The sequence below is a fragment of the Rhizobium sp. 18065 genome, assembly GCF_902706095.1.
Lineage (GTDB): Bacteria > Pseudomonadota > Alphaproteobacteria > Rhizobiales > Rhizobiaceae > Allorhizobium.
Window position 1 is genome coordinate 22,508 of sequence record NZ_CACSJP010000006.1, and the last position, 26,374, is coordinate 48,881.

Genomic DNA, 26,374 nt, shown 5'->3' on the forward strand with positions numbered 1-26,374 from the left:
CTTACCTCAGGCCTTTAGGCGGCAATGAATGCGGGGTCGGCATAACCATGACCCTCGGCATATGCAATGGTGGGTCCTTCTGCGCGGATGCGTTCACGAAGGCGCAGCGGACGGAGAAGGCCGTCTTTTTCCTCAATGTCGATGACGTTGACATCGACAACGAGGTTGCTGGCGAAAGCCTGCTTGCCGGCGACTTCCAGTGCGTCGACTGCTTCTGCATGGCGTGCGACAAAAGCATCCTGCAGACGTTCGGTCCATTTGCCGTTGGCATCAAGCCAGACAGCGATGCCGTCGCTCAGCCGGTTGGCGGTCAAGACTTTGTCAGCCATGGTCAGTTCCTCACAGTTTCAAGTTCAGCCGACTGGCGCGCACCGAGCGGTTCGGAGCGGCTGAAGTCAGCGCCGGCAACAGCGTCGCCGATAATTACCATTACCGGCCCGGTCAGCTCAGTACGGGCTTCCAGTCCGGGCAATTCCTTCAAGGTGCCATGCATCCGGCGACTGTCGCGACGGCCAGCATTCTCGACGACGGCGACCGTCGTATCCTCGGCGAGGCCTGCGGCCATCAGCCGTTCCGCGACGGAAGCAGCAACTGTCCGACCCATATAGACGGCAACAGTCGTACCCGACAGTGCAAGGCGCGCCCAATCCGGCAGAATATCGCCATTGAGATCGTGACCGGTGGTGAAGACCAGCGAGGACGATACGCCGCGCAGGGTCAGCGGCAGCTCAAAATCGGCAGCTGCGGCGAATGCCGAGGTAACGCCCGGGACAATTTCATAAGGGATGCCGGCATGGCGCAGCGCCGCCATTTCCTCCCCTGCCCGACCGAAAATCAGCGGATCGCCGGATTTCAGCCGAACTACACGCTTTCCTTCGCGTCCGAGTTCGACCAGCAGGTCATTGATCTCGTCCTGCGACTTGGAATGGCAGCCCTTGCGCTTACCAACGGGGATACGGTCGGCATCGCGTCGGCCCATGTCGACCACTTCACGCGGCACCAAGGCGTCATAGACGATGACATCGCATTCCATCATCAAACGGTGCGCCCGCAACGTCAGCAGATCTTCGGCACCTGGACCGGCACCGACCAGGAACACCCGGCCCTCGCCCTCGGATGCAGCAGTCGCCCGCAACAGTCGCGTAGCCTCGCGCCGGGCCTGGCTGACATCATCCGCCTCGACCGCATCGGCGACCTTGCCCTTGAAGAAGTCACGCCAGAAAAGACGGCGAGCCACGCCACGGGGCACCAGCCGATCGACCGCACCGCGGTAGGAATTGGCCAGGCGGCCGAGCTTGCCAAGCGAACGTGGCAGCAGGCGATCAATATCGGCACGAATCATCTGCGCCAGAACAGGCCCAACGCCCTCCGTACCGATGGCAACCGCGATCGGAGCGCGATTGACCAGAGCAGGCGTGTAGAAATCGCAATAGTCGGGCTGATCGACGGCATTGGCCGGGATGCGAGCATCACGCGCAGCAGCGACGATATCGCGGTCGAGCGCCGCATTGCCGGTGGCGGCAAACACCAACCTTGCGCCATCGACCTGATCGGCGGCGAACGGTCCACCAATCCGGACAATTTCATGCTGGGCAAGAAAGGCCGCATAGTCGGCTTCGGGCGCTGCGGTGTAGGCGACGATCCGCACTTTGGTGTTTTTCAGCAACCGCACCTTGGCATAGGCTTCAGCGCCATCGCCAAAAACGGCGGCGACCGCATTCTCGACCTTGAAAAAGGCCGGAAAAACCGAAAGCTGTGTGTCGTTCTCTGCCATGGTCAACCCAATTCCAGTGGGCTGCACTATCACCTTTTGCGACCAGCATTTGAAGAAAGATAAATCCCTTCCCCACAGCCCGCAGGTATTTCTTTACTAGGCTTTTCGCCATTGCGAGCAAAACTCACCAGAAGCCGCAGAAACCGCGGTTCCCATGGACATTCGGCGGATCCGATCGCAGAAAATTGGAGACGGACAATGATTTCGCTTTCGGGGGCACCGTCGAGGCCGATATGCTTGCCAATATGATTGCAGGGCAAGATAGACCGGGGGCACGACTTTGACGACACTCGCCATCACCAAACGCCTTCTCGATGTGATCGAGAATGACATCCTGCCGCTGACGGCCAAAGGCGTGGCCTTGGGCAACAAGGTGTTTGGAGCCGCGGTCCTGCGCAAATCCGACTTGTCGCTGGTGGTTGCCGAGACGAACAACGAGTTGGAGAACCCGCTCTGGCACGGAGAGGTTCATACGCTCAAGCGCTTCTACGAGTTGGGGGAGCGGCCCAACACCAAGGATCTGATTTTTCTCTCGACCCATGAACCCTGCACCATGTGCATGTCGGCCATCACCTGGGCCGGGTTCGACAATTTCTACTATTTCTTCAGCCATGAAGACAGCCGCGATGCGTTTGCAATTCCGCACGACCTGAAAATACTCAAGGAGGTTTTCGGGCTGGAACCGGGCGGCTACCGCCGACAGAACGCCTTCTGGCTCAGCCATGCGATGATCGAGATGGTCGCGTCCGCCGACGATTCCGACCGCCCAGCCCTGTTCGAGCAGGTGAGCCGCATCCGCGCCGCCTATGACCGGCTGTCTGACACGTATCAGGCCACCAAGGGCGACAACGAAATTCCGCTCAACTGAGCCAGCGAGACACAGAACAGATCATGGAAGCTTCGACCGACATCACCCGCCTGCTCGACATCATGGCGGCGCTGCGCAACCCCGAGACCGGATGCCCCTGGGACATCGTCCAGACCTTCGCAACGATAAAGCCATATACGATCGAGGAGGCCTATGAAGTAGCCGATGCGATCGAGCGCAATGATCCGGACGATCTGTGCGACGAACTCGGCGATCTTCTGCTGCAGGTGGTGTTCCACGCCCGGATTGCCGAAGAGGCGGGGCTGTTCAACTTCGGCGATGTGGTCACCGCGATCACCACCAAGATGATCCGCCGGCATCCGCATGTGTTCGCCCGCTCCGACGCCGACACGCCTGAAACGGTGAAGCTGCAATGGGATGCGATCAAACGTCAGGAGAAGCAGGAGCGCGCCGAGCGGCGGGCGCATAACGGCGCCAATGAAGACTTCAAGCAAGGCCATCTCGGCGGTGTCCAGCGAAGCTTTCCGGCTCTGACCGAAGCGCTGAAACTGCAGGAACAGGCTGCCAAGGTCGGCTTCGACTGGACCGAGGCCGAACCTATTCTCGACAAGGTCGAAGAGGAAATCGGCGAATTGCGCGAAGCGCTGAAGGCGGGCAAGCAGGACAAGATCTCGGACGAGCTAGGCGACCTGATCTTCGCGCTGGTCAATATCGGCCGCCATGTCGGCGCGGAGCCCGAACAAGCGCTGCGCGGAACGAACTCAAAATTTCGCCGTCGTTTCAATCATATAGAAACAGAACTTCATGCGAATGGAGAAGACTTGAACGCAGCAACGCTGGAGCGGATGGAAGAACTTTGGCAGGCGGCGAAACAGATCGAACGTCGGCTCGTTTGAGGACGAAGCGAGCGCGAAGCGCTTGATGTCCATGTTGCCGGCGCCGCAATCGTCGGAATAGCGCCTGCGACCGTTGCGGCAAGAGCTCAGCCTACGTCCTGGTGTTAGTCAGAAAACCGGGAGCGCTATCGCTCCCAGTCTTCCTTGTCCGGCTTCTGGCCGGTTCCGAGCTTACGCTCCATTTCGTCGGCCTGCCGTTCGGTCAGGCGCACGTCGAGACTGACCGAACCGTCCTCTTGGTCCTCGCGACCTGTGACCACGGCATTTTCATAGGCCCAGGAGATCAGCGCGTGCTTGTCGGCTGGAATGGTGATCGTCGCCTCGGTCAGGACGCCCGAGAGACGCTGCGAGATGACATCGAGGAGCCTGTCGACCCCTTCGCCAGTGATTGCCGAGACGGACATGACGTTTTCACGGCCTTCGGCCTTCTGCATGATGGCGTCGTGGGTTTCCGGATCGAGCCGATCGATCTTGTTCCAGATCTCGATGATGCGCTCGGAGCGCTCCTTCTCGTCAATGCCGAGATCGTCGAGGATGCGCAGCACATCGGCCGACTGGGCACCATTGTCCGGATCGGCCATGTCGCGCACATGCAGGATCAGATCGGCTTCCAGAACCTCTTCCAGCGTCGCGCGGAAGGCGGCAACCAGATGAGTCGGCAGATTGGAAATGAAGCCGACCGTGTCGGACAGAATGACCGTGCGGCCATGCGGCAGCTTCATCCGGCGCAGGGTCGGATCGAGCGTGGCAAACAGCATGTCTTCGGCAAGCACGCCCGCGCCGGTGATGCGATTGAACAGGGTCGATTTGCCGGCATTGGTATAGCCGACCAGAGCGACGATCGGATGCGGCACCTTGCGACGCTTGGCCCGGTGAAGCTGGCGGGTGCGCACGACCTGCTCCAGCTCCTTCTCGAGCTTGACGATACGGTCCTGCAACATTCGACGGTCGGCTTCGATCTGGGTTTCACCGGGACCACCCATGAAACCGGCACCACCGCGCTGACGCTCCAGGTGGGTCCAGCTGCGGACCAGGCGGCCCTTCTGGTAGTTCAGGTGAGCAAGTTCGACCTGCAGCGTACCTTCCTTGGTGGAAGCGCGGCGGCCGAAAATTTCAAGAATGAGGCCGGTGCGGTCGATGACCTTGGCGTTCCATTCCTTTTCGAGATTGCGCTGCTGGACCGGGGTCAGCGGATGATCGACGATGACCAGGCCGGCATCGCGCTCGTCGAGCATGGCCGTCACTTCCTCGATCTTGCCGGAGCCGAGCAGCGTGGCCGGACGCGGCTGGTTGACCGGAACGATCATGCCGGCTGCAATCGTCAGGTCGATGGCACGTGCAAGACCCATCGCTTCTTCGAGGCGGGCTTCGTTCGAACGACTGGGAGCCGGTGGTGCGCCTTCCGGCAGGACCGGCTGGCGGCCCTGCTTCAATACAGGCACGAGCACAACCGCCCGCATGTCATCCCGACGCTTTTCGCCTTCCGGGATGATTGATTCGTTCTTGGTGTCGCGGTTTGTGATGATCTCAGTCCTGTCCGGAAGCGTTGTCTTCGCTCTCGAACATCTGCATCGGCTGGCCGGGCATGATGGTCGAGATGGCGTGTTTGTAGACGAGCTGGGAATGCCCGTCACGACGCAGGAGAACGCAGAAATTGTCGAAGGATGTCACAACACCCGTCAGCTTCACGCCGTTGATCAGGAAGATGGTCAGCGAGATTTTCTGCTTACGGACTGTGTTGAGGAAAAGATCCTGCAGGTTCTGAGAACGTTCCGCCATGGCGCCGCTTCTTTCTTTCTTGCCGGCCTTTTGGCCGGTGTGATTATTGTTATCGCTGGTCAGGTCGCGGGAAATGGCCCCCTCGCCCCTTCACCAGCAAAACTTGGTATCAAATCGCCGTCTTCTCCGCAACGTCGAAAAAAGCGGATCGGATCTTGTCGGAAACCGATCCCGGATGACCGTTTCCGATCGTTTGACCATCGATTTCGACGATAGGGAAACAAATACTGGTTGCTGCCGTGATGAACACTTCCCGTGCCGACAGCAATTCTTCGCGGGAAAATTCGCGCTCTGCAACCGGAATGCCGAGAAGAGCGGTGACATCCATCAATCCGGTTCGGGTGATGCCGCGCAGAATTCCGTGTTCGGCTGGCCTGGTGACCAAAACGCCATTTGCATCCACAATCCAGACATTGGTGGCGGCCCCTTCGGTCACCATGCCAGCAGCATCGACATAGATCGCCTCTTGAGCGCCAGCCTCCTTGGCAAGCTGCCGTGCCATGACATTTGGTAGCAAGCCGACCGTCTTGATATCGACGCGGTCCCAGCGATTGTCAGGCAAGGTAATTGCCTTCAGGCCCTTTTCGTTCTTGGCCATGATGATACCTGGATCGGTGATCTTGGCGGTGATGACAAGCGAAGGTGTGGTGTCTGCCGAAGGAAAGACATGATCGCGGCGGGAGACGCCGCGCGTGACCTGCAGATAGAAAAGGCCGTTTTTCACCCGGTTGCGGCGGGCGACCTCTCGAATGATCTGGGTCAGCGCCCTGCGGCTCATCGGACTTTTCATCCGAAGTTCGCCCAATGACCTGTCGAGGCGATCGAGATGCCTTGTCAGATCGACGATCATGCCATGGCGTATCTCGCAAACTTCGTAGACACCGTCGGCGAACTGATAGCCACGATCCTCAATATGAACGGCGGCATCGTCATGCGCCACATAGCGGCCATTCACATAGGCAATTCTCGGCATGGGTATGGGACCTGTCGGTTAGAAATACTGGATCGAGACTCGGAACATCTGCTCGACATGGCGCACTGCGGCCGCCGTCGCGAAGATCACGACACGGTCCTTGGCCTTGATCTTGGTGTCGCCATTCGGACGGATCACGGTCTTGTCGCGGTAGATCGCACCGATGCGCAGGCCGGCGGGAAGCTCCAGATCGCGGAACGGACGTCCGACCAGCGGTGACGTTTCCAGCGCTTCGGCCTCGATGACTTCCGCCGTGCCCTTCTGCACCGCATAGACCGCAAGAATGCGGCCCTTGCGAACATGCTGCAAAACACGGGAAATCGTCACTGCGCGCGGATTGATATAGGCGTCGATGCCGATCGATGCGGCAAGATCGTGGAAAGATGGGCTGTTGATCAACGCCATGCCCGACTTGCAGCCCAGGCGCTTGGCCATGGCCGCGCTCAGAATATTGGTCTGGTCGTTGTTTGTCAGCGTGATCATCAGGTCGGCGTCCTGAATGTCGGCCTGCTGGAGAATGTGCTGATCGAGCGCCGAACCATGCAGGACGATGCTTTCGCGCAATTGATCGGACACCGATATCGCGCGATCCCGGTCGCTTTCGATGATCTTGATGCGGGTCTTCGGCTGCATTTCCTCAATGGTGCGAGCGACATAGTGGCCGATATTACCACCGCCAGCGATAACGATGCGGGCCGCCTCCTGCTCCTCATGACCAAACAGCCCGAGCGTGCGCCGCGCGTGGTCGCGCTGGCAGATCACATAGGCCAGATCGCCGACAAGGAGATGATCCTCCGAGCGGGTCACCATCAGCTTGCCATTGCGATAGATGGCCGCAACGGTTGCCATCAGATCGGGAAAAAGCTCGCTGAGCTGATGCAGCGGCGTATCGACAACCGGGCAATCCTCCATGCATTCGATCGCCAGCATGGCGATGTTGTCGTCAGCAAAGCGCACGATATCCGTCGCCCCCGGAAACGAAATGCGGCGCAGAACCATCTTGCCGACTTCGATCTCGGGCGAGATCGTCACGTCGATCGGCAGGTTGTCGCGGGAAAACAGATCGGAATATTCCGGACGCAGGTAGTTTTGCGACCGGATACGCGCGATCTTCGTCGGCACGTTGAACAGGGAATGTGCCACCTGGCAGGCGGTCATGTTGATTTCATCGTAAAGCGTGACGGCGATCAGCATGTCTGCCTGATCAGCACCGGCCTTGGCCAGAACATCGGGATGTGCGCCATGGCCGACATAGCCGCGGACATCCAGCGTTTCGGTGATGTGGCTGACGAGCGATGCCGATGTGTCGATGACCGACACATCGTTGTCTTCCTGGGACAGGCGCTCGGCGATGCCGTAGCCCACCTGACCCGCGCCACAAATGATGACCTTCATGAATGCCTTTCCCGGCCGACCGGCTCAATCGCCCGGCACTGCCAGACTCAGTTATACGCCAAGGGATTTCAGTTTGCGATGGAGTGCGGAGCGCTCCATGCCGACGAATTCCGCGGTGCGCGAGATGTTGCCGCCAAAGCGATTGATCTGGGCAATCAGATAGTCACGCTCGAACATTTCGCGCGCCTCGCGCAAAGGCAGGGTCATGATGTGGGTATCGTTGCTGGCCGATACCTTCGGCAGCATGTCTGACAGGTCCTGCGGCAACATCTCCGCAGTGATCGCGGTATCCGGTGCGTCGCCGCGGGCGAGAATCATCAGCCGCTCGATATTGTTGCGCAACTGGCGAATATTGCCTGGCCAGTCGTTTGCCTGCAGCACCGCCATGGCGTCTTCGCCGATCTTGCGCTGGCGGATACCCGCCTGATCGGAGATCTGCCGCATGAACATATCGACGAGGAACGGGATGTCCTCTCGCCGCTCGGCGAGCGCCGGAACCTTGATCGGAACCACGGCAAGCCGATGGAACAAGTCCTCGCGGAACCGGCCTTCGGCGATCATGCTCTCAAGATTGTAGGCGCTTGACGAGATGATCCGGACATCGACCTTGACGCGCTTGGAACCGCCGACGCGCTCGAACTGCTGATCGACCAGAACACGCAATATCTTGTTCTGTGTCTCGCGCGGCATTTCCCCGATTTCGTCGAGGTAGAGAATGCCGCGATGGGCTTCTTCCAATGCGCCGATACGGCGCGGCTGGCCCGGCGTGCCTTCCGTGCCGAACAGCGCCATTTCCATGCGGTCCGGCGTGATGGCGGCGGCATTCAGCGACACAAACGGGCCGCCACTGCGCGACGAGCGCTTGTGGATCATGCGGGCAACGAGTTCCTTGCCGCAACCGGAGGCACCAAAAATCATGATGCGGCTATTGGTCGGCGCGACTTTCTCGATGGTCTGTCGCAATTGCGAAACGGCGACAGACGTCCCGATCAGCTCGACGGCATCGCCGGTGCGGCGCTTGAGATCGGAGACCTCGCGCTTGAGCTTGGAGTTTTCCAGCGCACGCTCGGCAATCAGGATCAGGCGGTCGGCCTTGAACGGCTTTTCGATGAAATCGAACGCGCCGCGCTTGATCGCCGAAACAGCCGTCTCGACATTGCCATGGCCGGAAATCATCACCACCGGCAGATCGGGATGACGTACCTTGATCTCGTCCAGCAGGGAAAGTCCGTCCAGACGGCTACCCTGCATCCAGATATCGAGAAAAATCAACCGCGGTGCCCGATCTGAAATCGCCGCAAGAGCGCTATCTGCGTCATGCGCCGTGCGCGTCTCGTGGCCTTCATCGCTCAGGATGCCGGAGACAATCTCGCGAATGTCCTCTTCGTCATCGACTACCAGAATATCAGAGGCCATAGACCTTTTCCTTATCGTTATCGCTTTCCATGGCGGCAGTCTCGATGCGCGGCAGGATGATACGGATCATCGCGCCCCTGCCCCGGTCGAAATCGGCCGGTGCGTCATGCAGCTCAAGCTGCCCGCCATGCTCTTCAATGATCTTCTTGACGATGGCGAGACCGAGGCCGGTGCCCTTCTCGCGCATGGTCATATAAGGTTCCAGAATACGGTGCCGGTTCTCCACCGGCAGGCCGCGGCCGTTGTCGATCACATCGACGGCAAAACGGTCGAGTTCCCGATCGAAATACGAGCGTACCAGAATCTTGCCACCGGCGCCGAGTTCCTCGGCGGGAACTGCCTCGATGGCTTCGACGGCATTCTTGACGATATTGCCAACGGCCTGCGACAGCATGCGGGCATCGAAGCTGCCTTCAAGCGCCTCAACGCCGAAGTCGCGCTGAAAATCGATCTCGGTGCTGCCCATCTCGCGCAGGAAGACCGCATCTTTCAGGATCTCGCGGAGATCGGTGCGCTGCTTTGTCGGCTTTGGCATGCGGGCGAATGCGGAAAACTCATCGACCATCCGGCCGATATCCTCAACCTGGCGGACAATCGTGTCAGTGCACTGATTGAAGACCGCCTTGTCGTCCTCGGCGATCTGCTTGCCATAACGCCGCTTCAAGCGCTCGGCCGATAGCTGGATCGGGGTCAGGGGGTTCTTGATTTCATGGGCAATGCGGCGCGCAACATCGGCCCAGGCTGACGATCGCTGGGCGATGACCAGATCGGTGAAGTCGTCGAGCGTGATCACGTAACTGTCGGCGGATCCCCGCGTTTCCTCGCGCGTGACCTGTACGTTCAGCGTCCGCTCCTTGCCGCCGCGGATCAGGTTGATCTGTTCGCGATATTCGCCGCGATGGCGAACGGCCGCTTCGGCGAGCACGCGGTCCACCTCCGGCGCGACCAGTGTCAGTTTCTCGCCGATCAGTTGATCCGCCGACAGACCGAGGAAGAATTCGGCCGACGGGTTGACGATGGTGATCACGCCGTCGTCCTCGACGCCGATCACCGCTGCCGTGACCCCAGACAACACCGCCTCGATGAACCGGCGCCGGTCATCGACCTCGTCCTTGGCCTCGAGGATCTCGTCACGCTGTGTGCGGATCTGGGTGATCATCTTGTTGAACGTGCGCGAAAGACTGCCGACATCGCCGTCTGCGGCGCGGACCGGCACGATCACGTTGAGATTGCCGGAGGCGATGCTGTCGGCGGCGCCGATCAACAGGCGGATGGGCCGTACGATGCGGTCGGCCACCGCAATGGCAGTCCAGATGGCGGCGAGCAGCACGATCAGGGCAAAGCCCAGATAGAGGATGGCAAAAGCGATCTGCAAGGTCGTGCGGCCATCTTCCATCGCCTGGTATTCGGCCGTGTTCTCTTCCATCAGCCGCATCGCGGCCATGACCTTCGGGTCCACCGCCCTGATCGTATAGAGGAAGGTTCCCGAAATTGAATCGAGCTGGATAATGGCCCCGACGAGGTTGGTCACACCGGGCGGGATGAGCGTCGGCTGGCCGGCAGATGCGCTCTGCAGCGCATCGCGCGGAATGGCTGGCAGCGGTTTTTCCGTCTGGATGTCAGCCTGGGTGATCGCCGAGCCATCTTCGCGGACCAGGAAGGCGCCGAGCATGCCGCGGCCGCGCGCCTGGCGGGTCAGAAGTTCGACGAAGCCGGTGCGATCGAGATAGAACAGCGACCGGTTGCGCTCCAGGTCATTGGCCATGGAGATGGTCTGACCCTGCAGGTAGCTGGCATTCTCCATCATATAGGCCTGCGCCACATTCATCGACGACGAGACAATCGACTGCGTGCGCAGCGAGAACCAGCGGTCCAGACCGACATTCAGGGTGATGGAGGCAAAAATTGCCACAAGAATCGCCGGGGTAATCGCAATGATCGAAAACAGCGCGACAATGCGCACATGCAGGCGGGCTGCCGCCCGACCACGGCTGCGAGCCCGAAACAGGCGGGTGACTTCCCGGCCGATCAGGAACATCAGGCCGACAATGAAAAGCGAATTGACCGCCGCAGAAGCAACCAGCACCTGCGAGGTCGGCTCGATCGGGGTCAGACCAAGGAGAACAGGCAAGGTGAAGATCGCGCAGATCAGCGCGCCGCTCGCAACCAGAAGGCCGGGCAGGGCAAACGACGCACGCCGATCATGAGCCAATGCGGCATCGGCGTCCGCAACCGACGCTCTTCTCAAGCTCACCATCTGTTTCCCCCGGACCCGTTCAGGGCCATTCACACGACAACCCGGGCGAGACCCAAGGTCGGTGCATTGTCATTTGCAAAAAAGCCGACTGCCGGTCCGGCAATCCGGACCGGACTGCAAGGAGCAAAGGCAACGTGGCTTTTGAGCAACGCAATGTGGCGAAATTGCAACGGGGGCTTTCGGCTTGTCAAGCCGAGCGCGAGCTTCGATAGACCGAGACACCCAGTTCGCGGATCTTTTTGCGCAGCGTATTGCGGTTTAGACCGAGAAGATCGGCCGCCTTGATCTGGTTGCCACGGGTGGCCGTGAGGGCCGCCAGAATCAGCGGATACTCCATTTCGGTCAGCACGCGATCGTACAGACCTGACGGCGGCAGGGCGTCGCCGAAGCCGGCGAAATAGGTCCGCATGTTTTCCTCGACGGCCTGGGAAATGGTCATCGAACCGGTCGGCATGCCCGCCTTGGTGATCGGACTGTCGGCAATATCGGCCCGCAGTTCCTGCTCCACCACTTCGCGTGCGATCACATCCTGCGGGTAAAGGGCCATCAGACGGCGCACGACATTCTCAAGTTCGCGCACGTTGCCCGGCCAGGCATAGGCCTTCATCACCTCCAGCGCTTCCGTTTCGAAACGCTTGGGATCAAGGCCTTCCCTTTCGCCCTGCTGGATGAAGTGGCGGACCAGATCGGGGATGTCCTCGGCGCGGTCTCGCAGCGGCGGCAAGCGCAACGGGACGACATTCAGGCGGTAATAGAGATCTTCGCGGAAAAGGCCCTGGTTGATCGAGTGTTTCAGGTCCTTGTTGGTGGCGGCGACGATACGGACATCAGTGCGGATCGGAGTGCGACCGCCGACAGTGGTGTATTCGCCCTGCTGCAGCACGCGCAGCAGCCGGGTCTGCGCATCCATCGGCATGTCACCGATTTCGTCGAGGAACAGCGTTCCGCCTTCGGCCTGTTCGAACCGACCGGTTGAGCGGTTCTGCGCGCCGGTAAACGCGCCCTTCTCGTGGCCGAACAGTTCTGATTCGATCAGGTCGCGCGGAATGGCGGCCATGTTGATCGCAACAAAGGGACCGTTGCGGCGCTTGCCGTAATCATGCAGCGCCTTGGCAACCAGTTCCTTGCCGGTGCCCGACTCACCGGTGATCATCAGCGTCAGGTCGGTCTGCATCAGACGCGCGAGCACGCGGTAGATTTCCTGCATGGCGGCGGAGCGACCGACGAGCGGCATGCCGTCCTGCATGTCGTCATCGAGGCGCGCCGGCTTCTTCTTCGGTTCGGCCAGAGCCCTGCCGATGATGGCGATCAGCTCGGTCAGGTCGAACGGCTTCGGCAGATAGTCATAGGCGCCCTTTTCCGATGCCTTGATGGCGGTCATGAAGGTGTTCTGCGCGCTCATGACCAGGACTGGCAGATCCGGCCGGGCTTTCTTGATCCTCGGCAGAAGGTCGAAGGCGTTTTCGTCCGGCATGATGACATCGGTCACCACCAGATCGCCCTCGCCTGCGGAAATCCAGCGCCAGAGTGTGGCGGCATTGGAGGTGATGCGCACATCATACCCGGCCCGGCTCAGGGCCTGGTTCAACACCGTGCGGATCGCTGCATCATCGTCAGCAACAAGGATCGTGGCTGTCATCAATTTGTTCCTGTGGATTTCGCGAAAGGCGCATCATCAAGCGCTATCTCTTTGGACATCGGCATAAGCACCCGGAAGGTCGTCCGGTTGGCCTGGCTGTCGCATTCGACAATCCCGCCATGGCCTCCGATGATCTTGGCCACCAATGCCAGTCCGAGGCCAGAGCCATTGGTCTTGGTGGTGATGAACGGATCGAAGAGATGCGGCAAAAGATCGGACGGCACGCCCGGCCCATTGTCATGGACGCAGAACTCGAGCGGTAGCGAGATCTTTTCACGCGATCCGGCAACCGACAGCCGGATGCCCGGGCGGTAGGCCGTGGTCAGTTGGATCTCGCCATCGGAGCGCTCGCCGATCGCTTCAGAGGCATTCTTCACCAGATTGAGGAAGACCTGCACCAATTGATCACGATTGGCAAAAACGGACGGCAGTGACGGGTCATAACTTTCGGTGATGCGAATGTTGCGGGCAAAGCCGGCCTTGGCAACCGCCTTCACCTGATCGAGCACCGAATGGATGTTGATCGACTGGCGATCAACCGGACGCTCGTCGGAAAACACTTCCATGCGGTCGACGAGAGAGACGATACGATCGGTCTCGTCGCAGATCAGACGGGTCAGCGCGCGGTCTTCGTCGGTGACGGCGGTTTCCAGAAGCTGGGCGGCGCCGCGGATGCCAGAAAGCGGGTTCTTGATTTCATGCGCCAGCATCGAAGCAAGGCCGGTTACCGAACGGGCTGCGGCGCGGTGGGTTAGCTGGCGGTCGATCTTGTCGGCCATCGAGCGTTCCTGAAACACGATAACGACATTGCCGGGCTGGCTGACGACCGGTGCGACATAGATGTCGACGAGCTTTTCCTGGCCGAGACGTGGCGAACTCAGATCGACGCGGTACTCGTTGACCGGCGCCAGACGCTCGCGCACCTGTTCGATTAGCGACAGGAGCGGGCTACCGAAAGGAATGAAGGTCGACAGGCGGTAGCGCGCAAGATGGCTCGCACTGGCGCCGAAAAACGCCTCTGCCTCCCAATTGGCGAAGGCGATGTGGCCATTGGCATCAACCATGACCACGGGATTCTGGATGGCGTTCAAGACAGCCATCGCCAGCCCGTTGCCGCTCGTGTTCGCCGTCATGCGGCCTCCTGTCTTGATTGCGGGGCATGCCCGGCAGAAAGTGCGGCCAGCATGGCATCGGCGACAAAATCCGCGTCTTTCGACGTCATGATGGCGGCCTTGGCCTCTGAAGGCACCGCAGTCGTGCAATGGCCGAGATACCAGCCGAGATGTTTGCGTGCATGTCGGATCCCGACGTCGGCGCCGTAGTGGGACAACATCATGCGATAGTGTTCGACGGCAAGGTTCGGGATATCCGCTGCGGCCGGAGCCGCCGCGCCGGCAAGCCAGCCGGCATGCCACGGCCGCCCCTGGCAAGCCCTACCTACCATGACGGCATCCGCCCCGGAACGACGCAGGATCTCGGCTGCATCCTCGCGGCTCTCCACATCACCATTGGCAATCAGCGGGATCCTGATCGCATCCCGGACCGCTGCAATCGCGTCCCAATCGGCCCTTCCTTCATAGAACTGCATGCGGGTGCGGCCATGAATGGTGATGAGCTGCACACCGGCCGCTTCGGCGCGGGCAGCGATCTGCGGCGCATTGATCGAATTATTGTCCCAGCCAAGGCGCATCTTGACCGTTACGGGAACCTTGACAGCCTTCACCGTCGCCTCGATCAGCGACAGGGCATGGTCCGGCTCGCGCATCAGCGCGGAGCCGGCATAGCCACCGATGACCTTCTTGGCCGGGCAGCCCATATTGATGTCGATGATATCCGCACCATTGGCCTCGGCGATCCTGGCGGCTTCGGCCAGCCAATGCGCTTCGCGTCCGGCCAGCTGTACCATATGCGGCGTCAGCCCTGCCCCCTTGAGGCGGCTCCAGCTTTCGGCGGCGTTAAACACCAGTTCGCGGCTCGCCACCATTTCCGTCACCACCAGGCCGGCACCGAAGCGAAAGGCAAGCTGACGGAATGGAAGATCGGTCACGCCAGACATCGGCGCGAGCGCCACACGATTGCGTATGGACACCGAACCGATGCTGAAAGGCGTATCTAACGCAACTGAAATCAACTGATTATCTTTCGGGCAATCGTTGGCTTTGCACTATTTTTAGCCAGTGTTCCACCGCTTGCCAAGAGGCATTGAGGGCTCATCGACAAAATTTCGGGCAAATGCTGGAAAAGACGATAACGAGCCGATAGAGCACGGGTGCGAAGAAAATGTGTCATGGACCAGTCGGGACGATGGAGCAAGAGTTGGTGCGCACAATCGGTATCGTGGTCGTGGCTGCCGGACGCGGCGAACGGGCGGGCGCTTCGGTCGAAGGGCCCAAGCAATACCGCAGGATTGGTGGTCGGCCAGTGCTCTGGCACACGCTTCGCCGCCTGCTGGATTGGCCCAAAACTGGTCCGATCGTGGTAGTCATTCATCCTGATGACCAATCGCTGTTTGATGCGGTGCGGGCGCAGCTTCCAACTGATGCTCCGCTGCTTTGCGTATCGGGCGGCGCCACACGGCAAATCTCCGTACAGAGGGGCCTCAAGGCGCTGGAGCCGGATGGTATCAGCCATGTGCTTATCCATGACGGCGTCCGTCCCTTTGTCGATCTTGCACTGCTCGAGCGAATCGAGGCCGGGTTTAGTCGAGGCTTGCCTGTCATGCTGCCGGCACTGCCGATTGCCGACACGGTGAAGCGGGGCATGGACGGACTGGTGACGGACACCGTTCCGCGTGCCGGACTCTATACGGCCCAGACGCCGCAAGCCTTCGCGTTTTCAGCCATTCTGGACGCGCATAACCGCGCCGCCGAACTGCCACACGCCGATTTTACCGACGACGCATCGATCGCAGAGTGGGCCGGACTTCCGGTGACGCTGATTGAAGGCTCCGTCGATAATGTCAAACTTACCGTGCAGAAGGACATCACCATGGCGGACGAGAAACTGGCGGCCAGAACGCTTCCCGATGTGCGCACCGGCAATGGCTATGACGTGCACCAGCTGGAGCCCGGCGATGGCGTGACGCTGTGCGGCATCTTCCTGCCACATGATCAGCGATTGAAGGGGCATTCGGATGCCGATGTTGCTCTGCATGCCTTGACCGACGCCTTGCTCGCGACATGCGGCGCAGGCGATATTGGCGACCACTTTCCACCGTCGGATCCGCAATGGCGGGGGGCGGCCTCGCGTATCTTTGTCGAGTACGCAGTGAAGATCGTCCGCGATGCGGGGGGCACGATCATGAATGCAGATATTTCGCTTATTGCCGAAGCGCCTAAGGTCGGACCACGCCGTCAAGAAATGCGCGAGAAACTGTCGGAGATGCTGGGGATCTCGCTCGATCGCTGCTCGGTCAAGGCAACGACCAACGAGACGATCGGCTTTGTCGGGCGGCGCGAAGGCATTGCCGCCATCGCAACGGCGACCGTGGTGTTTCAGGGCAAACCCGCATGAGCCTGTTCCCCGCCGAAACCGCCAGACTTGCCGAGCAGATCATTACGCTCTACCGGGCGCGCGGCTGGATGGTGGCGATGGCTGAATCCTGTACCGGCGGCCTGATCGCCGGCGCGCTGACCGATGTATCCGGCTCGTCCGCAGTCGTCGATCGCGGTTTTGTCACCTATACGAACGAGGCGAAAATGGAGCTGATCGGCGTGACGCCGGTCACACTTGCGACCTATGGCGCCGTATCGCGTGAAACCGCCCTGCAGATGGCGCATGGCGCACTCTACCGTTCGCGGGCTCATGTTGCCGTCGCCGTGACCGGTATCGCCGGACCCGGTGGCGGATCGGCCGACAAGCCGGTTGGGCTGGTTCATCTGGCGGCAAAGAGCCGGTCAGGTCTCATCCTTGACAAGGAAATGCACTATGGCGACATCGGTCGCGATGGCGTCAGGCTGGCCACGGTCGAGACAGCGCTCGAACTGCTAGTGGAAGCTGTTCAGACCGCCGCATAAATCTTGTCGGCACGCGCCTCGAAGGCTTCGGCAAACATGCGGAAGCCACGATCGAACATCGATCCCATCAGGGCACCGAGAATGCGGTTCTTGAACTCGTAGTCGATGAAGAAATTGACCGCGCAACCACCCTCGCCCGCATCTTCGAACCGCCAGCGATTGTCGAGATACTTGAACGGCCCCTCGATATATTTGACGTCGATGATATTCTCAGCGGGATTGAGCAGAACCTGGGTGGTGAACGTCTCGCGGATCGCCTTGTAGCCCACCGTCATGTCGGCGATCAGCAGTTCCTTGCCGTCTCGCTCACGGCGCGAGCGGATGACGAGCGCTTCGCAGAGCGGCAGAAATTCCGGATAGCGCTCCACATCGGCGACGAGATCGTACATCCGATCGGGAGAATGCGTGACAAGGCGACGGGTTTCGAACTGTGGCATGACGCCGACTTAAGCAGGCGCGCCGACAAGATCAAGCAGCAGGCGCATGTCTTTGCGGGTTTTCAGTACAAGAACATGAATGTCGGGACCGTAGAGGTCCAGTTCGCCAGCGATGCGCGGTGCAAATATCCTGTCGAAGGTCCAGATATAGCGCAGGAACTCGATATCGGGAAAGCGCTCGACGCATCCTGGTGCCATATCGGGGCGCGTGCGACCGATATAGCGGATCCCGCGCTTTGCGACACCCCACAGGCATGCCCAACGCGACCGCTTGACCCAGAGGACGAGATGGGTGCGGGGCACCCGCAGATCGAATGTTGACGGACCGGAACCATCCATCAGCCAACGATCCCTGGCGACAGCCTCGGAAATCAACCTACGCTCCTCGTGCCTAGCCCGTTTGACCCAGCCGGGTAGCCAGAAAAAGTCCCGATCCATGGAGATATAGGGCAAATCGAGATGGGCGGAGAGTTTTTGCGACAAGGTGCTCTTACCACCGCCCGAGCAGCCAATGACCATGATCCGGTCCGCAGCTTTCAGGAGGTCGGCGGCTGTTGTGCCAGCGGGGATGTAGTGCGGCATAACTCAAAGCTATGCTGCATGAACAGGCTGAATTCGATCCAGCCCCGTCGCCGTCTTCTGGGCGACCGACAGGTCATATGTACGTTGCAGGTTGAGCCAGAATTCTGGGGAGTTTGAGAAATAGCGAGAAAGACGGAGCGCAGTTTCTGCAGAAATCCCCGCCTTGCCAGCTTCAATGGCGGTAAGTTCCGATTCGGCAATTCCGGTATCGGCAGCTACCTTGTCGATCGCCAAGCCATAGTCTTCCAGAAAATCATCGAACAAGATTCGCCCCGGATGTACCGGATCTTCAGGAATGTGCAGCATGGCGCTCCTCAATGATAGTCACAGACCTCGACTTCAACCGCATCCCCCTCAACCCAACGGAAACAGACGCGCCACTGATCATTGATCCTGATCGAGTATTGCCCCGCTCGAACACCCTTGAGCATTTCAAGCCGGTTACTCGGAGGCACGCGAAGATCAGCCAGACCATTGGCAGCATTCAATGCCATCAACTTCCGCCGCGCACGCTCGATTACATCGGGCGGAAAACCGGGAACGTTCGTCGTTCGAAAAAGTCGCTCTGTCATCTTGTCTTTGAAATCCTTTATCATGATTTCTTCCCAACTGACAGAGTGAAGACCTAGCCCCGTGCCGCCTGCGCCTTTTCACGATTGGCCTTCAGCCTTGCGAAGTCATCGCCGGCGTGGTGCGAGGAGCGCGTCAGCGGGCTCGAGGACACCATCAGGAAGCCCTTGGCATAGGCCACAGTCTCGTAGGACTTGAATTCGTCCGGCGTGACGAAGCTCATCACCTTGTGGTGCTTGCGGGTCGGCTGCAGATACTGGCCAATGGTGAGGAAGTCGACGTCGGCCGTGCGCAGGTCGTCCATCAGCTGCAGCACTTCGTTGCGCTCCTCGCCGAGGCCGACCATGATGCCGGACTTGGTGAACATCGTCGGGTCGAGTTCCTTGACCCGCTGCAGCAGGCGCACGGAGTGGAAATAACGGGCGCCGGGGCGAACTGTCAGGTAGTTGCCCGGAACCGTTTCCATGTTGTGGTTGAAGACGTCGGGCTTGGCGGCGACGACTCGCTCGAGCGCGCCCGGCTTCTTCAGGAAGTCCGGCGTCAGGATCTCGATCGTGGTTTCCGGCGATGCCGCGCGGATCGCCCAGATCACCTTTTCGAAATGCTCGGCGCCACCATCTTCCAGATCGTCACGGTCCACCGAGGTGATGACGACATGCATCAGGCCCATCTGCTTGACGGCTTTCGCGACGTTCTCCGGCTCGGCCATATCGAGCGCATTCGGCTTGCCGGTCGCGACATTGCAAAATGCACAGGCGCGCGTACAGATTTCGCCCATGATCATGAAAGTCGCGTGCTTCTTGTCCCAGCACTCGCCGATGTTCGGGCAGCCGGCTTCCTCGCAGACGGTGACGAGCTTGTGGCTGCGCACCAGTTCACGCGTCTCATGATAGCCCTTGGATGTCGGCGCCCTGACGCGGATCCACTCCGGCTTGCGCATCACTTCCGTGTCGGGCCGGTGGGCCTTTTCCGGATGGCGCACGCGCTTTTCGTCGGCGAGATTGGTCCTGTCGAGGATCGTGACCATTATGGTAACCTGTCCTGGCCGCGAAACGTGGCGGCGGTAGAGAAATTAGCGCCGCACAAGCTTGGCGACGAAGAGAAGAAGGCTTGCGCCGACAAAGCTGGTGATCAGATAGCCCAACCAGTCGCCTTCGACGAAAATGCCGAGGCGGCGGAAGATGGCGGCGGCAACCGCTGCACCGACAATGCCGATGATGATGTTCATGAAGATGCCGAAACGCATGTCCATGAGCTTACCAGCCAGCCAGCCGGCCAAACCGCCGACGATAATGGTCAGGAACCAGCCAATTTCAAAACCCATCGTCCACTCCTCTGTCTACAATTCGCCGTCTATATAGGCGGCGAAACCCTGTGCCACAACTGCCAAGCAGTCGCGCGCCTCAGGCGTTGAGAACCTTGCCATAGGCGTCGAGCACGCTTTCCTTCATCGTCTCCGAAATGGTCGGATGCGGGAAGATCGTGTGCATCAGTTCTTCCTCGGTGGTTTCGAGGTTCATGGCGACGACGAAGCCCTGGATCAGTTCGGTTACTTCGGCACCGACCATGTGCGCGCCGAGCAGTTCACCGGTCTTCTTGTCGAAGATGGTCTTGACCAGACCCTGGTCCTCGCCGAGCGCGATCGCCTTGCCGTTGCCGGCAAACGGGAAGCGGCCGACGCGGATGTCGCGACCCTCTGCCTTGGCTTTCGCTTCCGTCATGCCGACAGAGGCGACCTGCGGGTTGCAATAGGTGCAGCCGGGGATCTTCAGCTTGTCCATCGGATGCACGTTCGGCAGGCCGGCGATCTTCTCGATGCAGATCACGGCTTCATGCTCGGCCTTGTGGGCGAGCATCGGCGGGCCGGCAACGTCGCCGATCGCGTAGACACCCGGTACGTTGGTCTTGCCATAGCCGTCGATGACGATGCAGCCACGATCGGTCTTGATGCCTAGGGTTTCCAAACCGAGGCCCTCGATATTGCCCTGCACGCCAACGGCCGAGATCATCCGGTCGGCGGTGATCTTTTCGACCGTTCCGTCCTTCTTCTCGACATGCGCGGTGATGCTGTCGGCACCCTTCTCGACCTTGGACACCTTGGCGTCGAGAATGATCTTCATGCCCTGTTTGTCGAACTGCTTCTTGGCGAAGTTCGAGATCTCGATGTCTTCCACCGGCATGACCTGGCTCATCAGTTCGACGACCGTCACGTCGACGCCCATGGTGCGGTAGAAGGACGCGAATTCGATGCCGATCGCGCCCGAGCCCATGACCAGTAGCGACTTCGGCATGGCTTCCGGCTTCATTGCATCGAAGTAGGTCCAGATCAGCTTGCCGTCCGGTTCGATGCCGGGCAGAGCGCGCGGACGCGCACCGGTGGCAATGACGATATGCTTGGCGGTATAGGTGCCTTCGGCCAGCGTGTTCTTCGGGAGCGGCGCCTGCGGCTGGACGATCGGCTTTGCGGTCTTCGACACGACAACCTCGCCCGGCTTGGTCAGCTTGGCCTCGCCCCAGATGATATCGACCTTGTTCTTCTTGAACAGGAAGCCGACGCCGGCATTCATGCGCTCGGCAATGCCGCGCGAGCGGGCGACGATCGCCTTCAGGTCCGGCTTGATCGAGCCCTCCAGCGTCAGGCCGAAGCTCTTGGCGTGCTGGGCGGCATGCAGGACATCTGCCGACCGCAGCAGCGCCTTGGTCGGGATGCAGCCCCAGTTCGAGCAGATGCCGGCCAGATGCTCGCGCTCGACCACCGCGACCTTCATGCCAAGCTGGGCAGCACGGATCGCTGCGATGTAGCCGCCAGGGCCGGAACCGATAATGATGACGTCATAAGCATTCGACATGGGGCTTCCACTCCTCGGTTTATGCGAGCCACCGACGTCAGACGCCGGCGGCTCTTTCGGGACTGGAAGCGCAATCCGCCTCAAGCGGCGGGCGTATCGGCTTCCGGCTCATGACGAACCAGCATCCCGTAGATTTCATCCTTGAGCTGCATCCGCTTCTTGCGAAGTTCGACAATGCGGAAGTCGTCTGCAGGCTCGATATTGGTCTCGGCGCGGTGGATGGTCCCGTTGACCTCATGATAGGTCTCGAACAATCTGGCAAAATGTCCATCCGTTTCCTTCAGATGGCGCATCAGCCCGACGTGTTCCGGAAATTCCGCCGCCAGTTCGTGCGGTGTATTCGACATGTTCCCGTCTCCTCTTCTAAGGTCCACGGCAACACCCTAAGCACAGCGCACATTCACTCCTTGATTTTGATCAATGGTGCCGGCCTTTGTCGCGCCGACCTCCATTCGCATAGTTCAGTCTATATCCCGAGCATCATGCGCGCGATCGGCTCCAGTCCACGGCCGATCGCACGGGTATTTTCGGCATCGAGATGGATGCCATCCAGCGGCGATGTCTTCGCCACCGAACCCGCATCGAAGAAACCGCAGCCTGCCTCATCCGCGAGATCGCGATAAAGGCTCGCCAACATCTGCGATTCCTCCAGTCCACCCCTGAACATGGCGGCGAAATGCACATTCGCCGTGTGGCAAATCACTGGCGGCGAAACGAGCAAAATGTCGGGACCTTCGTAGCCAAAGCCCCAGTCATGATGGCGGATCTGCTTGATCAGCCGATCGACGCCCTTGGTTGCGGCAATCGCCGATCCGCCAATGCCGCGCTTCATGTCATTGGTGCCGAGCAGCAGGATAACCAGATCCAGCGGCTTGTGGGTTTCCAGGATGCTCGGCAGCAGTTTGACACCATTGCGCTCGCAATCGGCGAGATGGTCGTCATAGGCGGTGGTGCGGCCGTTCAAACCTTCGGCAATCACCCTGACACCGTGCCCGAGCGCCTTTTGCAAAACGCTCGTCCAACGATCCTCGTAGGCATGACGACCCGGATTGACCGGATCGTATCCCCAGGTCAGGCTATCGCCGTAGCAGAGAACGGTTTTCATGCACCCGCTCCCTTGTCAGACCAGCATGCCCATCGGGTTCTCGATGTAGCGCTTGAAGGCGCCGAGCAGTTCGGCACCGAGCGCGCCATCGACGCAGCGATGGTCGGTCGACAGCGTCACTGTCATGACATTGGCGATCTTCATCTCGCCCTTCTTGACCACGACCCGCTCCTCGCCCGCGCCGACCGCCAGAATGGTGGCATGCGGCGGGTTGATGACAGCGGAGAAGCTCTTGACGCCCATCATGCCCATGTTGGACACGGCCGTTGTGCCGCCCTGGAATTCTTCCGGCTTCAGCTTGCGATCCTTGGCGCGCTTGCCGAGGTCCTTCATCTCGTTGGAGATCGCCGAAAGCGTCTTCAGCTCTGCGCTGCGGATGATCGGCGTGATCAGCCCACCCGGGATCGACACGGCAACGCCGACATCGGCGTGCTTGTGCTTGACCATGGCGCTTTCCGTCCAGGAGACATTGGCATCCGGCACGTCGCGCAGGGCAAGCGCCAGGGCCTTGATGACCATGTCGTTGACCGAGAGCTTGTAAGCCGGGGCGCTGTCCTTGCGCGGAGCGGCATCGTTGAGCTGGGCACGCAGTGCCAGAAGCGCATCGAGTTCGCAATCGACGGAGACGTAGAAATGCGGCACCGTCTGCTTGGATTCAACCAGACGCTTGGCAATGATCTTGCGCATGCCGTCATGCGGCACGAGCTCGTAGGAACCTTCGGCAAAGTTCTTCAGAACAGCCTCGTCGGATGCACCCTTTGCCAGAACCGGTGTCGGAGCGGCAGAAGGTGCGGCAGCAGCAGGTGCCGCCTTGGCGCCACCGGTGGTGACTGCCTTCTCGACATCGCTCTTGACGACACGGCCCTTGGGACCGGAGCCCGAAACGGCAGACAGGTCGAGACCGGCTTCCTTGGCGAGGCGACGCGCCAGCGGCGATGCAAAGACGCGGTCGCCAGAATGGGCAACAGCGGATGCAGGTGCTGCAACGGGTGCCGGTGCTGCGGCGGCGGCCGGAGTGGCGGCCGGTGCAGGAGCAGCAGCTGGTGCCTCAGCCTTGGCCGGCGCAGCAGAACCGCCGCCGGATGCGGCGGCCGCTACATCCTCGCCGTCGACGGCAAGAATGGCGATCAAGGCATTGACCTTGACGCCTTCGGTGCCGGCGGCAACGAGGAGCTTGGCAACAACGCCTTCATCGACGGCTTCCACTTCCATGGTTGCCTTGTCGGTCTCGATCTCGGCGATGACATCGCCGGACTTGACGGTGTCGCCTTCCTTGACCAGCCACTTGGCCAGATTGCCCTCTTCCATCGTCGGAGAGAGCGCCGGCATGGTGATATTGATCGGCATGACCTGAGCCTCCCCTTACTTGTAGCAGACGGTTTTGACGGCCTGAACCACTTCGCCGACATTCGGCAGAGCGAGCTTTTCGAGATTGGCCGCGTAAGGCATCGGCACATCCTTGCCAGCGATCGTCAGAACCGGTGCGTCGAGATAATCGAAGGCTTCGCGCTGGACGATGTTGGCAATGTAATCGCCAACGGAGGATTGCGGATAGCCCTCTTCAATGGTGACGAGGCGACCGGTCTTCTTCACCGACGCAATGATCGCCGGCATGTCCATCGGGCGGATGGTGCGAAGATCGATCAGTTCGACATCAATCCCCTCCTTCTCCAGCTCCGCCACGGCCTTCACGGCATAGGTCATGCCAATGCTCCAGGAAACCATGGTCACGTCCTTGCCGGTCTTGTGAATGCGCGCCTTGCCGATCGGCAGGACAAAATCATCCATCTTCGGCACTTCGAACGAGTGACCGTAAAGGATTTCGTTCTCTAGGAAGATGATCGGGTTCGGATCGCGGATCGCAGCCTTGAGCAGGCCCTTCGCGTCAGCCGCCGTATACGGCATGATGACCTTCAGTCCCGGGATCTGGCTGTACCAGGCCGCATAGTCCTGGCTGTGCTGGGCGCCGACGCGGGCAGCTGCACCATTGGGACCGCGGAAGACAATCGGCGCACCCATCTGGCCACCCGACATGTAAAGCGTCTTGGCGGCCGAGTTGATGATCTGGTCGATCGCCTGCATGGCGAAGTTGAAGGTCATGAACTCGACGATCGGGCGCAGGCCGGTCATCGCCGCGCCGACGCCGACGCCGGCAAAGCCGTGTTCGGTGATCGGGGTGTCGACAACGCGCTTGGCGCCGAATTCGGCAAGCAAGCCCTGGGTGATCTTATAGGCACCCTGATATTCAGCGACTTCCTCACCCATGATGAAGACGTCGGGATTGGCGCGCATTTCTTCGGCCATGGCTTCGCGCAGTGCTTCACGCACCGTCATCGTCACCATTTCGGTGCCCGCCGGAATATCCGGATCGGCGGCTACCTGCGAAACCGGAGCAGCCGGAACAGGCGTAGATGCTGCGGCCGGAGCCGGCGCTTCTACGGCAGGTGCTGCCTCGGCAGCCGCTGCCTTCGGTGCCGGTGCGGCATCGGCACTTTCTCCATCCTGCAACAGGATCGCGATCACGGCATTGACCTTGACGCCTTCGGTACCGGCAGCAACCATCTGCTTGCCAAGAACGCCTTCGTCAACAGCTTCCACTTCCATGGTCGCCTTGTCGGTTTCGATTTCAGCGATCACGTCGCCAGACTTAACGGTGTCGCCTTCCTGCTTGATCCACTTGGAAAGCGTGCCTTCTTCCATGGTCGGAGAAAGGGCGGGCATCAAAATTTCGATCGGCATGGGTTCCCTCCCCGATTACAGAAGAATGTCGGTGTAGAGCTCGGATACATCCGGCTCCGGATCGGCCTGGGCGAAATCGGCACTGTCGGCGACGATGTCGCGAACGTCCTTGTCGATTGCCTTCAGCTGATCTTCACTAGCCCAACCTTTTTCGAGAAGGCGAGCCTTCACCTGCTCGATCGGATCCTGCTCCGAGCGCATCTTCTGCACTTCTTCCTTGGAACGATACTTCGCCGGGTCGGACATCGAATGGCCGCGGTAGCGATAGGTCAGCATTTCGAGGATGATCGGACCCTTGCCGGAACGGCAATGCTCGAGCGCCTCGTCGGCTGCCGCCTTGACGGCGCGCACATCCATGCCATCGACCTGGATGCCGGGAATGCCGAAACCGATACCACGCTTGGAGTAGTCAGCCTGCGCCGTGGCGCGAGCCGTCGACGTGCCCATGGCATAACGGTTGTTCTCGACGATGTAGATGATCGGCAGCTTCCAGAGAGCAGCCATATTGAAGCTCTCGTAGACCTGGCCCTGGTTGGCAGCACCATCACCGAAATAGGCGACCGATACATTGTCATTGCCGCGATACTTGTTGGCGAAGGCGAGACCGGTGCCGAGCGAGACCTGGGCACCGACGATGCCGTGACCGCCGTAGAAATGCTTCTCTTTCGAGAACATATGCATGGAGCCGCCCTTGCCCTTCGACAGGCCGCTGCGGCGACCGGTCAATTCGGCCATGACGCCACGGGCGCTGAGGCCGGCGGCCAGCATGTGACCATGGTCGCGATAGGCGGTGATGACCTGATCACCCTCCTTCTGCGCCATCTGCATGCCCACCACGACGGCTTCCTGGCCGATGTAGAGGTGACAGAAACCGCCGATGAAGCCCATGCCGTACAGCTGGCCGGCCTTTTCCTCGAAACGGCGGATCAGGAGCATTTCACGGTAGGCGTGAAGCTCTTCGTCGGCACCAAATTCAGGCATATTTTTTCCGGTGAATTCCTTGCCGGCAACTTTTGCAGTCGTTTTCCGGCTGGAAGCAGTCGCGGATTTTCGCGGCGCCATTCATCCCTCCCATGGGTTATGCATGCTCTATCGTTGAACGCAGAATAAGCAAGAAA

General features: G+C 60.2%; 27 protein-coding genes. 4 read left to right on the top strand and 23 right to left on the bottom strand.

All coding sequences use genetic code 11. The annotated features are described in order from the left end of the window. Nucleotides 1–14: 14 nt before the first annotated feature. Both GVK95_RS15100 and cysG read right to left on the bottom strand, forming a co-directional pair. Nucleotides 15–329, bottom strand: coding sequence for a DUF2849 domain-containing protein (locus GVK95_RS15100; RefSeq protein ID WP_159951059.1), 315 nt, complete (start codon nt 327–329; stop codon nt 15–17). 2 nt (nt 330–331) lie between these two features. Next, nucleotides 332–1,774 carry a siroheme synthase CysG gene (cysG, locus tag GVK95_RS15105; protein ID WP_159951061.1) on the bottom strand — a complete coding sequence of 481 codons (1,443 nt, stop codon included), beginning with the start codon at nt 1,772–1,774 and terminating at the stop codon, nt 332–334. A 280-nt stretch (nt 1,775–2,054) separates the two neighbouring features. Here cysG and GVK95_RS15110 point away from each other — a divergent pair, with 280 nt between their 5' ends. Beyond that, nucleotides 2,055–2,642, top strand: a complete 588-nt coding sequence (locus tag GVK95_RS15110) for a nucleoside deaminase (protein ID WP_159951063.1) — start codon at nt 2,055–2,057, stop codon at nt 2,640–2,642. A gap of 23 nt (nt 2,643–2,665) precedes the next feature. Then, nucleotides 2,666–3,499, top strand: a complete 834-nt coding sequence (gene mazG, locus GVK95_RS15115) for a nucleoside triphosphate pyrophosphohydrolase (protein ID WP_159951065.1) — start codon at nt 2,666–2,668, stop codon at nt 3,497–3,499. Between the two features lie 125 nt (nt 3,500–3,624). Here mazG and hflX read toward each other — a convergent pair whose 3' ends face one another. The 9 genes from hflX to dusB all read right to left on the bottom strand — a co-directional run bounded on the left by hflX (nt 3,625) and on the right by dusB (nt 15,089). Beyond that, on the bottom strand, nt 3,625–4,959 hold the full coding sequence (gene hflX, locus GVK95_RS15120) for a GTPase HflX (RefSeq protein ID WP_159951067.1): 1,335 nt from the start codon (nt 4,957–4,959) through the stop codon (nt 3,625–3,627). A gap of 67 nt (nt 4,960–5,026) precedes the next feature. Continuing rightward, nucleotides 5,027–5,278, bottom strand: a complete 252-nt coding sequence (gene hfq, locus GVK95_RS15125; RefSeq protein ID WP_007604043.1) for an RNA chaperone Hfq — start codon at nt 5,276–5,278, stop codon at nt 5,027–5,029. Nucleotides 5,279–5,387: 109 nt separating this feature from the next. Then, a complete protein-coding gene (locus GVK95_RS15130) occupies nt 5,388–6,251 on the bottom strand; it encodes a D-amino-acid transaminase (RefSeq protein WP_159951069.1) in 864 nt (287 codons plus the stop codon). Nucleotides 6,252–6,269: 18 nt separating this feature from the next. Continuing rightward, nucleotides 6,270–7,646: a Trk system potassium transporter TrkA gene (gene trkA, locus GVK95_RS15135; RefSeq protein ID WP_159951071.1), complete on the bottom strand. Its 1,377-nt coding sequence runs from the start codon at nt 7,644–7,646 to the stop codon at nt 6,270–6,272. 51 nt (nt 7,647–7,697) lie between these two features. After that, nucleotides 7,698–9,062 carry a sigma-54 dependent transcriptional regulator gene (locus tag GVK95_RS15140; protein ID WP_159951073.1) on the bottom strand — a complete coding sequence of 455 codons (1,365 nt, stop codon included), beginning with the start codon at nt 9,060–9,062 and terminating at the stop codon, nt 7,698–7,700. Next, nucleotides 9,052–11,319 (bottom strand): PAS domain-containing sensor histidine kinase, encoded by a 2,268-nt coding sequence (locus tag GVK95_RS15145; protein WP_159951075.1) that lies wholly within the window; start codon nt 11,317–11,319, stop codon nt 9,052–9,054. Before GVK95_RS15145 ends, GVK95_RS15140 begins: the two co-directional genes overlap by 11 nt. 187 nt (nt 11,320–11,506) lie before the next feature. Further along, nucleotides 11,507–12,958, bottom strand: coding sequence for a nitrogen regulation protein NR(I) (ntrC, locus tag GVK95_RS15150; RefSeq protein ID WP_159951077.1), 1,452 nt, complete (start codon nt 12,956–12,958; stop codon nt 11,507–11,509). Next, nucleotides 12,958–14,091 carry a nitrogen regulation protein NR(II) gene (locus GVK95_RS15155; RefSeq protein ID WP_200844298.1) on the bottom strand — a complete coding sequence of 378 codons (1,134 nt, stop codon included), beginning with the start codon at nt 14,089–14,091 and terminating at the stop codon, nt 12,958–12,960. The genes ntrC and GVK95_RS15155 overlap by 1 nt, the downstream gene beginning before the upstream one ends. Beyond that, entirely contained in the window at nt 14,088–15,089 is a 1,002-nt protein-coding gene (gene dusB / locus GVK95_RS15160; protein WP_159951079.1) for a tRNA dihydrouridine synthase DusB, read from the bottom strand. The genes GVK95_RS15155 and dusB overlap by 4 nt, the downstream gene beginning before the upstream one ends. Before the next feature lie 173 nt (nt 15,090–15,262). On the opposite strand from dusB, the gene GVK95_RS15165 reads away from it, so the two are divergent. After that, on the top strand, nt 15,263–16,471 hold the full coding sequence (locus GVK95_RS15165; RefSeq protein WP_159951081.1) for a bifunctional 2-C-methyl-D-erythritol 4-phosphate cytidylyltransferase/2-C-methyl-D-erythritol 2,4-cyclodiphosphate synthase: 1,209 nt from the start codon (nt 15,263–15,265) through the stop codon (nt 16,469–16,471). Then, nucleotides 16,468–16,974, top strand: a complete 507-nt coding sequence (locus tag GVK95_RS15170; RefSeq protein ID WP_159951091.1) for a CinA family protein — start codon at nt 16,468–16,470, stop codon at nt 16,972–16,974. The genes GVK95_RS15165 and GVK95_RS15170 overlap by 4 nt, the downstream gene beginning before the upstream one ends. Here the strand turns inward: GVK95_RS15170 and GVK95_RS15175 are convergent. The 12 genes from GVK95_RS15175 to pdhA form a co-directional block, all read right to left on the bottom strand. Continuing rightward, a complete protein-coding gene (locus tag GVK95_RS15175) occupies nt 16,959–17,411 on the bottom strand; it encodes a type II toxin-antitoxin system RatA family toxin (RefSeq protein ID WP_159951093.1) in 453 nt (150 codons plus the stop codon). The two genes, GVK95_RS15170 and GVK95_RS15175, sit on opposite strands and share 16 nt — an antisense overlap. Before the next feature lie 9 nt (nt 17,412–17,420). After that, on the bottom strand, nt 17,421–17,993 hold the full coding sequence (locus tag GVK95_RS15180; RefSeq protein ID WP_159951095.1) for an AAA family ATPase: 573 nt from the start codon (nt 17,991–17,993) through the stop codon (nt 17,421–17,423). 9 nt (nt 17,994–18,002) lie between these two features. Then, nucleotides 18,003–18,299, bottom strand: coding sequence for a HigA family addiction module antitoxin (locus GVK95_RS15185; protein ID WP_159951097.1), 297 nt, complete (start codon nt 18,297–18,299; stop codon nt 18,003–18,005). A gap of 8 nt (nt 18,300–18,307) precedes the next feature. Further along, a complete protein-coding gene (locus GVK95_RS15190; protein ID WP_159951099.1) occupies nt 18,308–18,589 on the bottom strand; it encodes a type II toxin-antitoxin system RelE/ParE family toxin in 282 nt (93 codons plus the stop codon). A gap of 29 nt (nt 18,590–18,618) precedes the next feature. Continuing rightward, nucleotides 18,619–19,590: a lipoyl synthase gene (gene lipA / locus GVK95_RS15195; protein WP_159951101.1), complete on the bottom strand. Its 972-nt coding sequence runs from the start codon at nt 19,588–19,590 to the stop codon at nt 18,619–18,621. 45 nt (nt 19,591–19,635) lie between these two features. Beyond that, nucleotides 19,636–19,887 carry a GlsB/YeaQ/YmgE family stress response membrane protein gene (locus GVK95_RS15200; RefSeq protein WP_159951103.1) on the bottom strand — a complete coding sequence of 84 codons (252 nt, stop codon included), beginning with the start codon at nt 19,885–19,887 and terminating at the stop codon, nt 19,636–19,638. A 79-nt stretch (nt 19,888–19,966) separates the two neighbouring features. Further along, the gene (lpdA, locus tag GVK95_RS15205; protein ID WP_159951105.1) at nt 19,967–21,412 is read right to left on the bottom strand and encodes a dihydrolipoyl dehydrogenase; all 1,446 of its coding nucleotides are present in this window, start codon (nt 21,410–21,412) and stop codon (nt 19,967–19,969) included. Nucleotides 21,413–21,492: 80 nt separating this feature from the next. Next, nucleotides 21,493–21,759: a YdcH family protein gene (locus GVK95_RS15210; RefSeq protein WP_159951107.1), complete on the bottom strand. Its 267-nt coding sequence runs from the start codon at nt 21,757–21,759 to the stop codon at nt 21,493–21,495. 119 nt (nt 21,760–21,878) lie between these two features. Then, the gene (locus GVK95_RS15215) at nt 21,879–22,517 is read right to left on the bottom strand and encodes an SGNH/GDSL hydrolase family protein (protein WP_159951109.1); all 639 of its coding nucleotides are present in this window, start codon (nt 22,515–22,517) and stop codon (nt 21,879–21,881) included. Nucleotides 22,518–22,532: 15 nt separating this feature from the next. Continuing rightward, nucleotides 22,533–23,864 carry a pyruvate dehydrogenase complex dihydrolipoamide acetyltransferase gene (locus GVK95_RS15220; protein ID WP_159951111.1) on the bottom strand — a complete coding sequence of 444 codons (1,332 nt, stop codon included), beginning with the start codon at nt 23,862–23,864 and terminating at the stop codon, nt 22,533–22,535. 15 nt (nt 23,865–23,879) lie between these two features. Next, complete coding sequence (locus GVK95_RS15225) at nt 23,880–25,256, bottom strand: pyruvate dehydrogenase complex E1 component subunit beta (RefSeq protein WP_159951113.1); 1,377 nt, start codon at nt 25,254–25,256, stop codon at nt 23,880–23,882. Between the two features lie 15 nt (nt 25,257–25,271). Next, complete coding sequence (gene pdhA / locus GVK95_RS15230; RefSeq protein WP_159951115.1) at nt 25,272–26,318, bottom strand: pyruvate dehydrogenase (acetyl-transferring) E1 component subunit alpha; 1,047 nt, start codon at nt 26,316–26,318, stop codon at nt 25,272–25,274. Nucleotides 26,319–26,374: the final 56 nt, after the last annotated feature.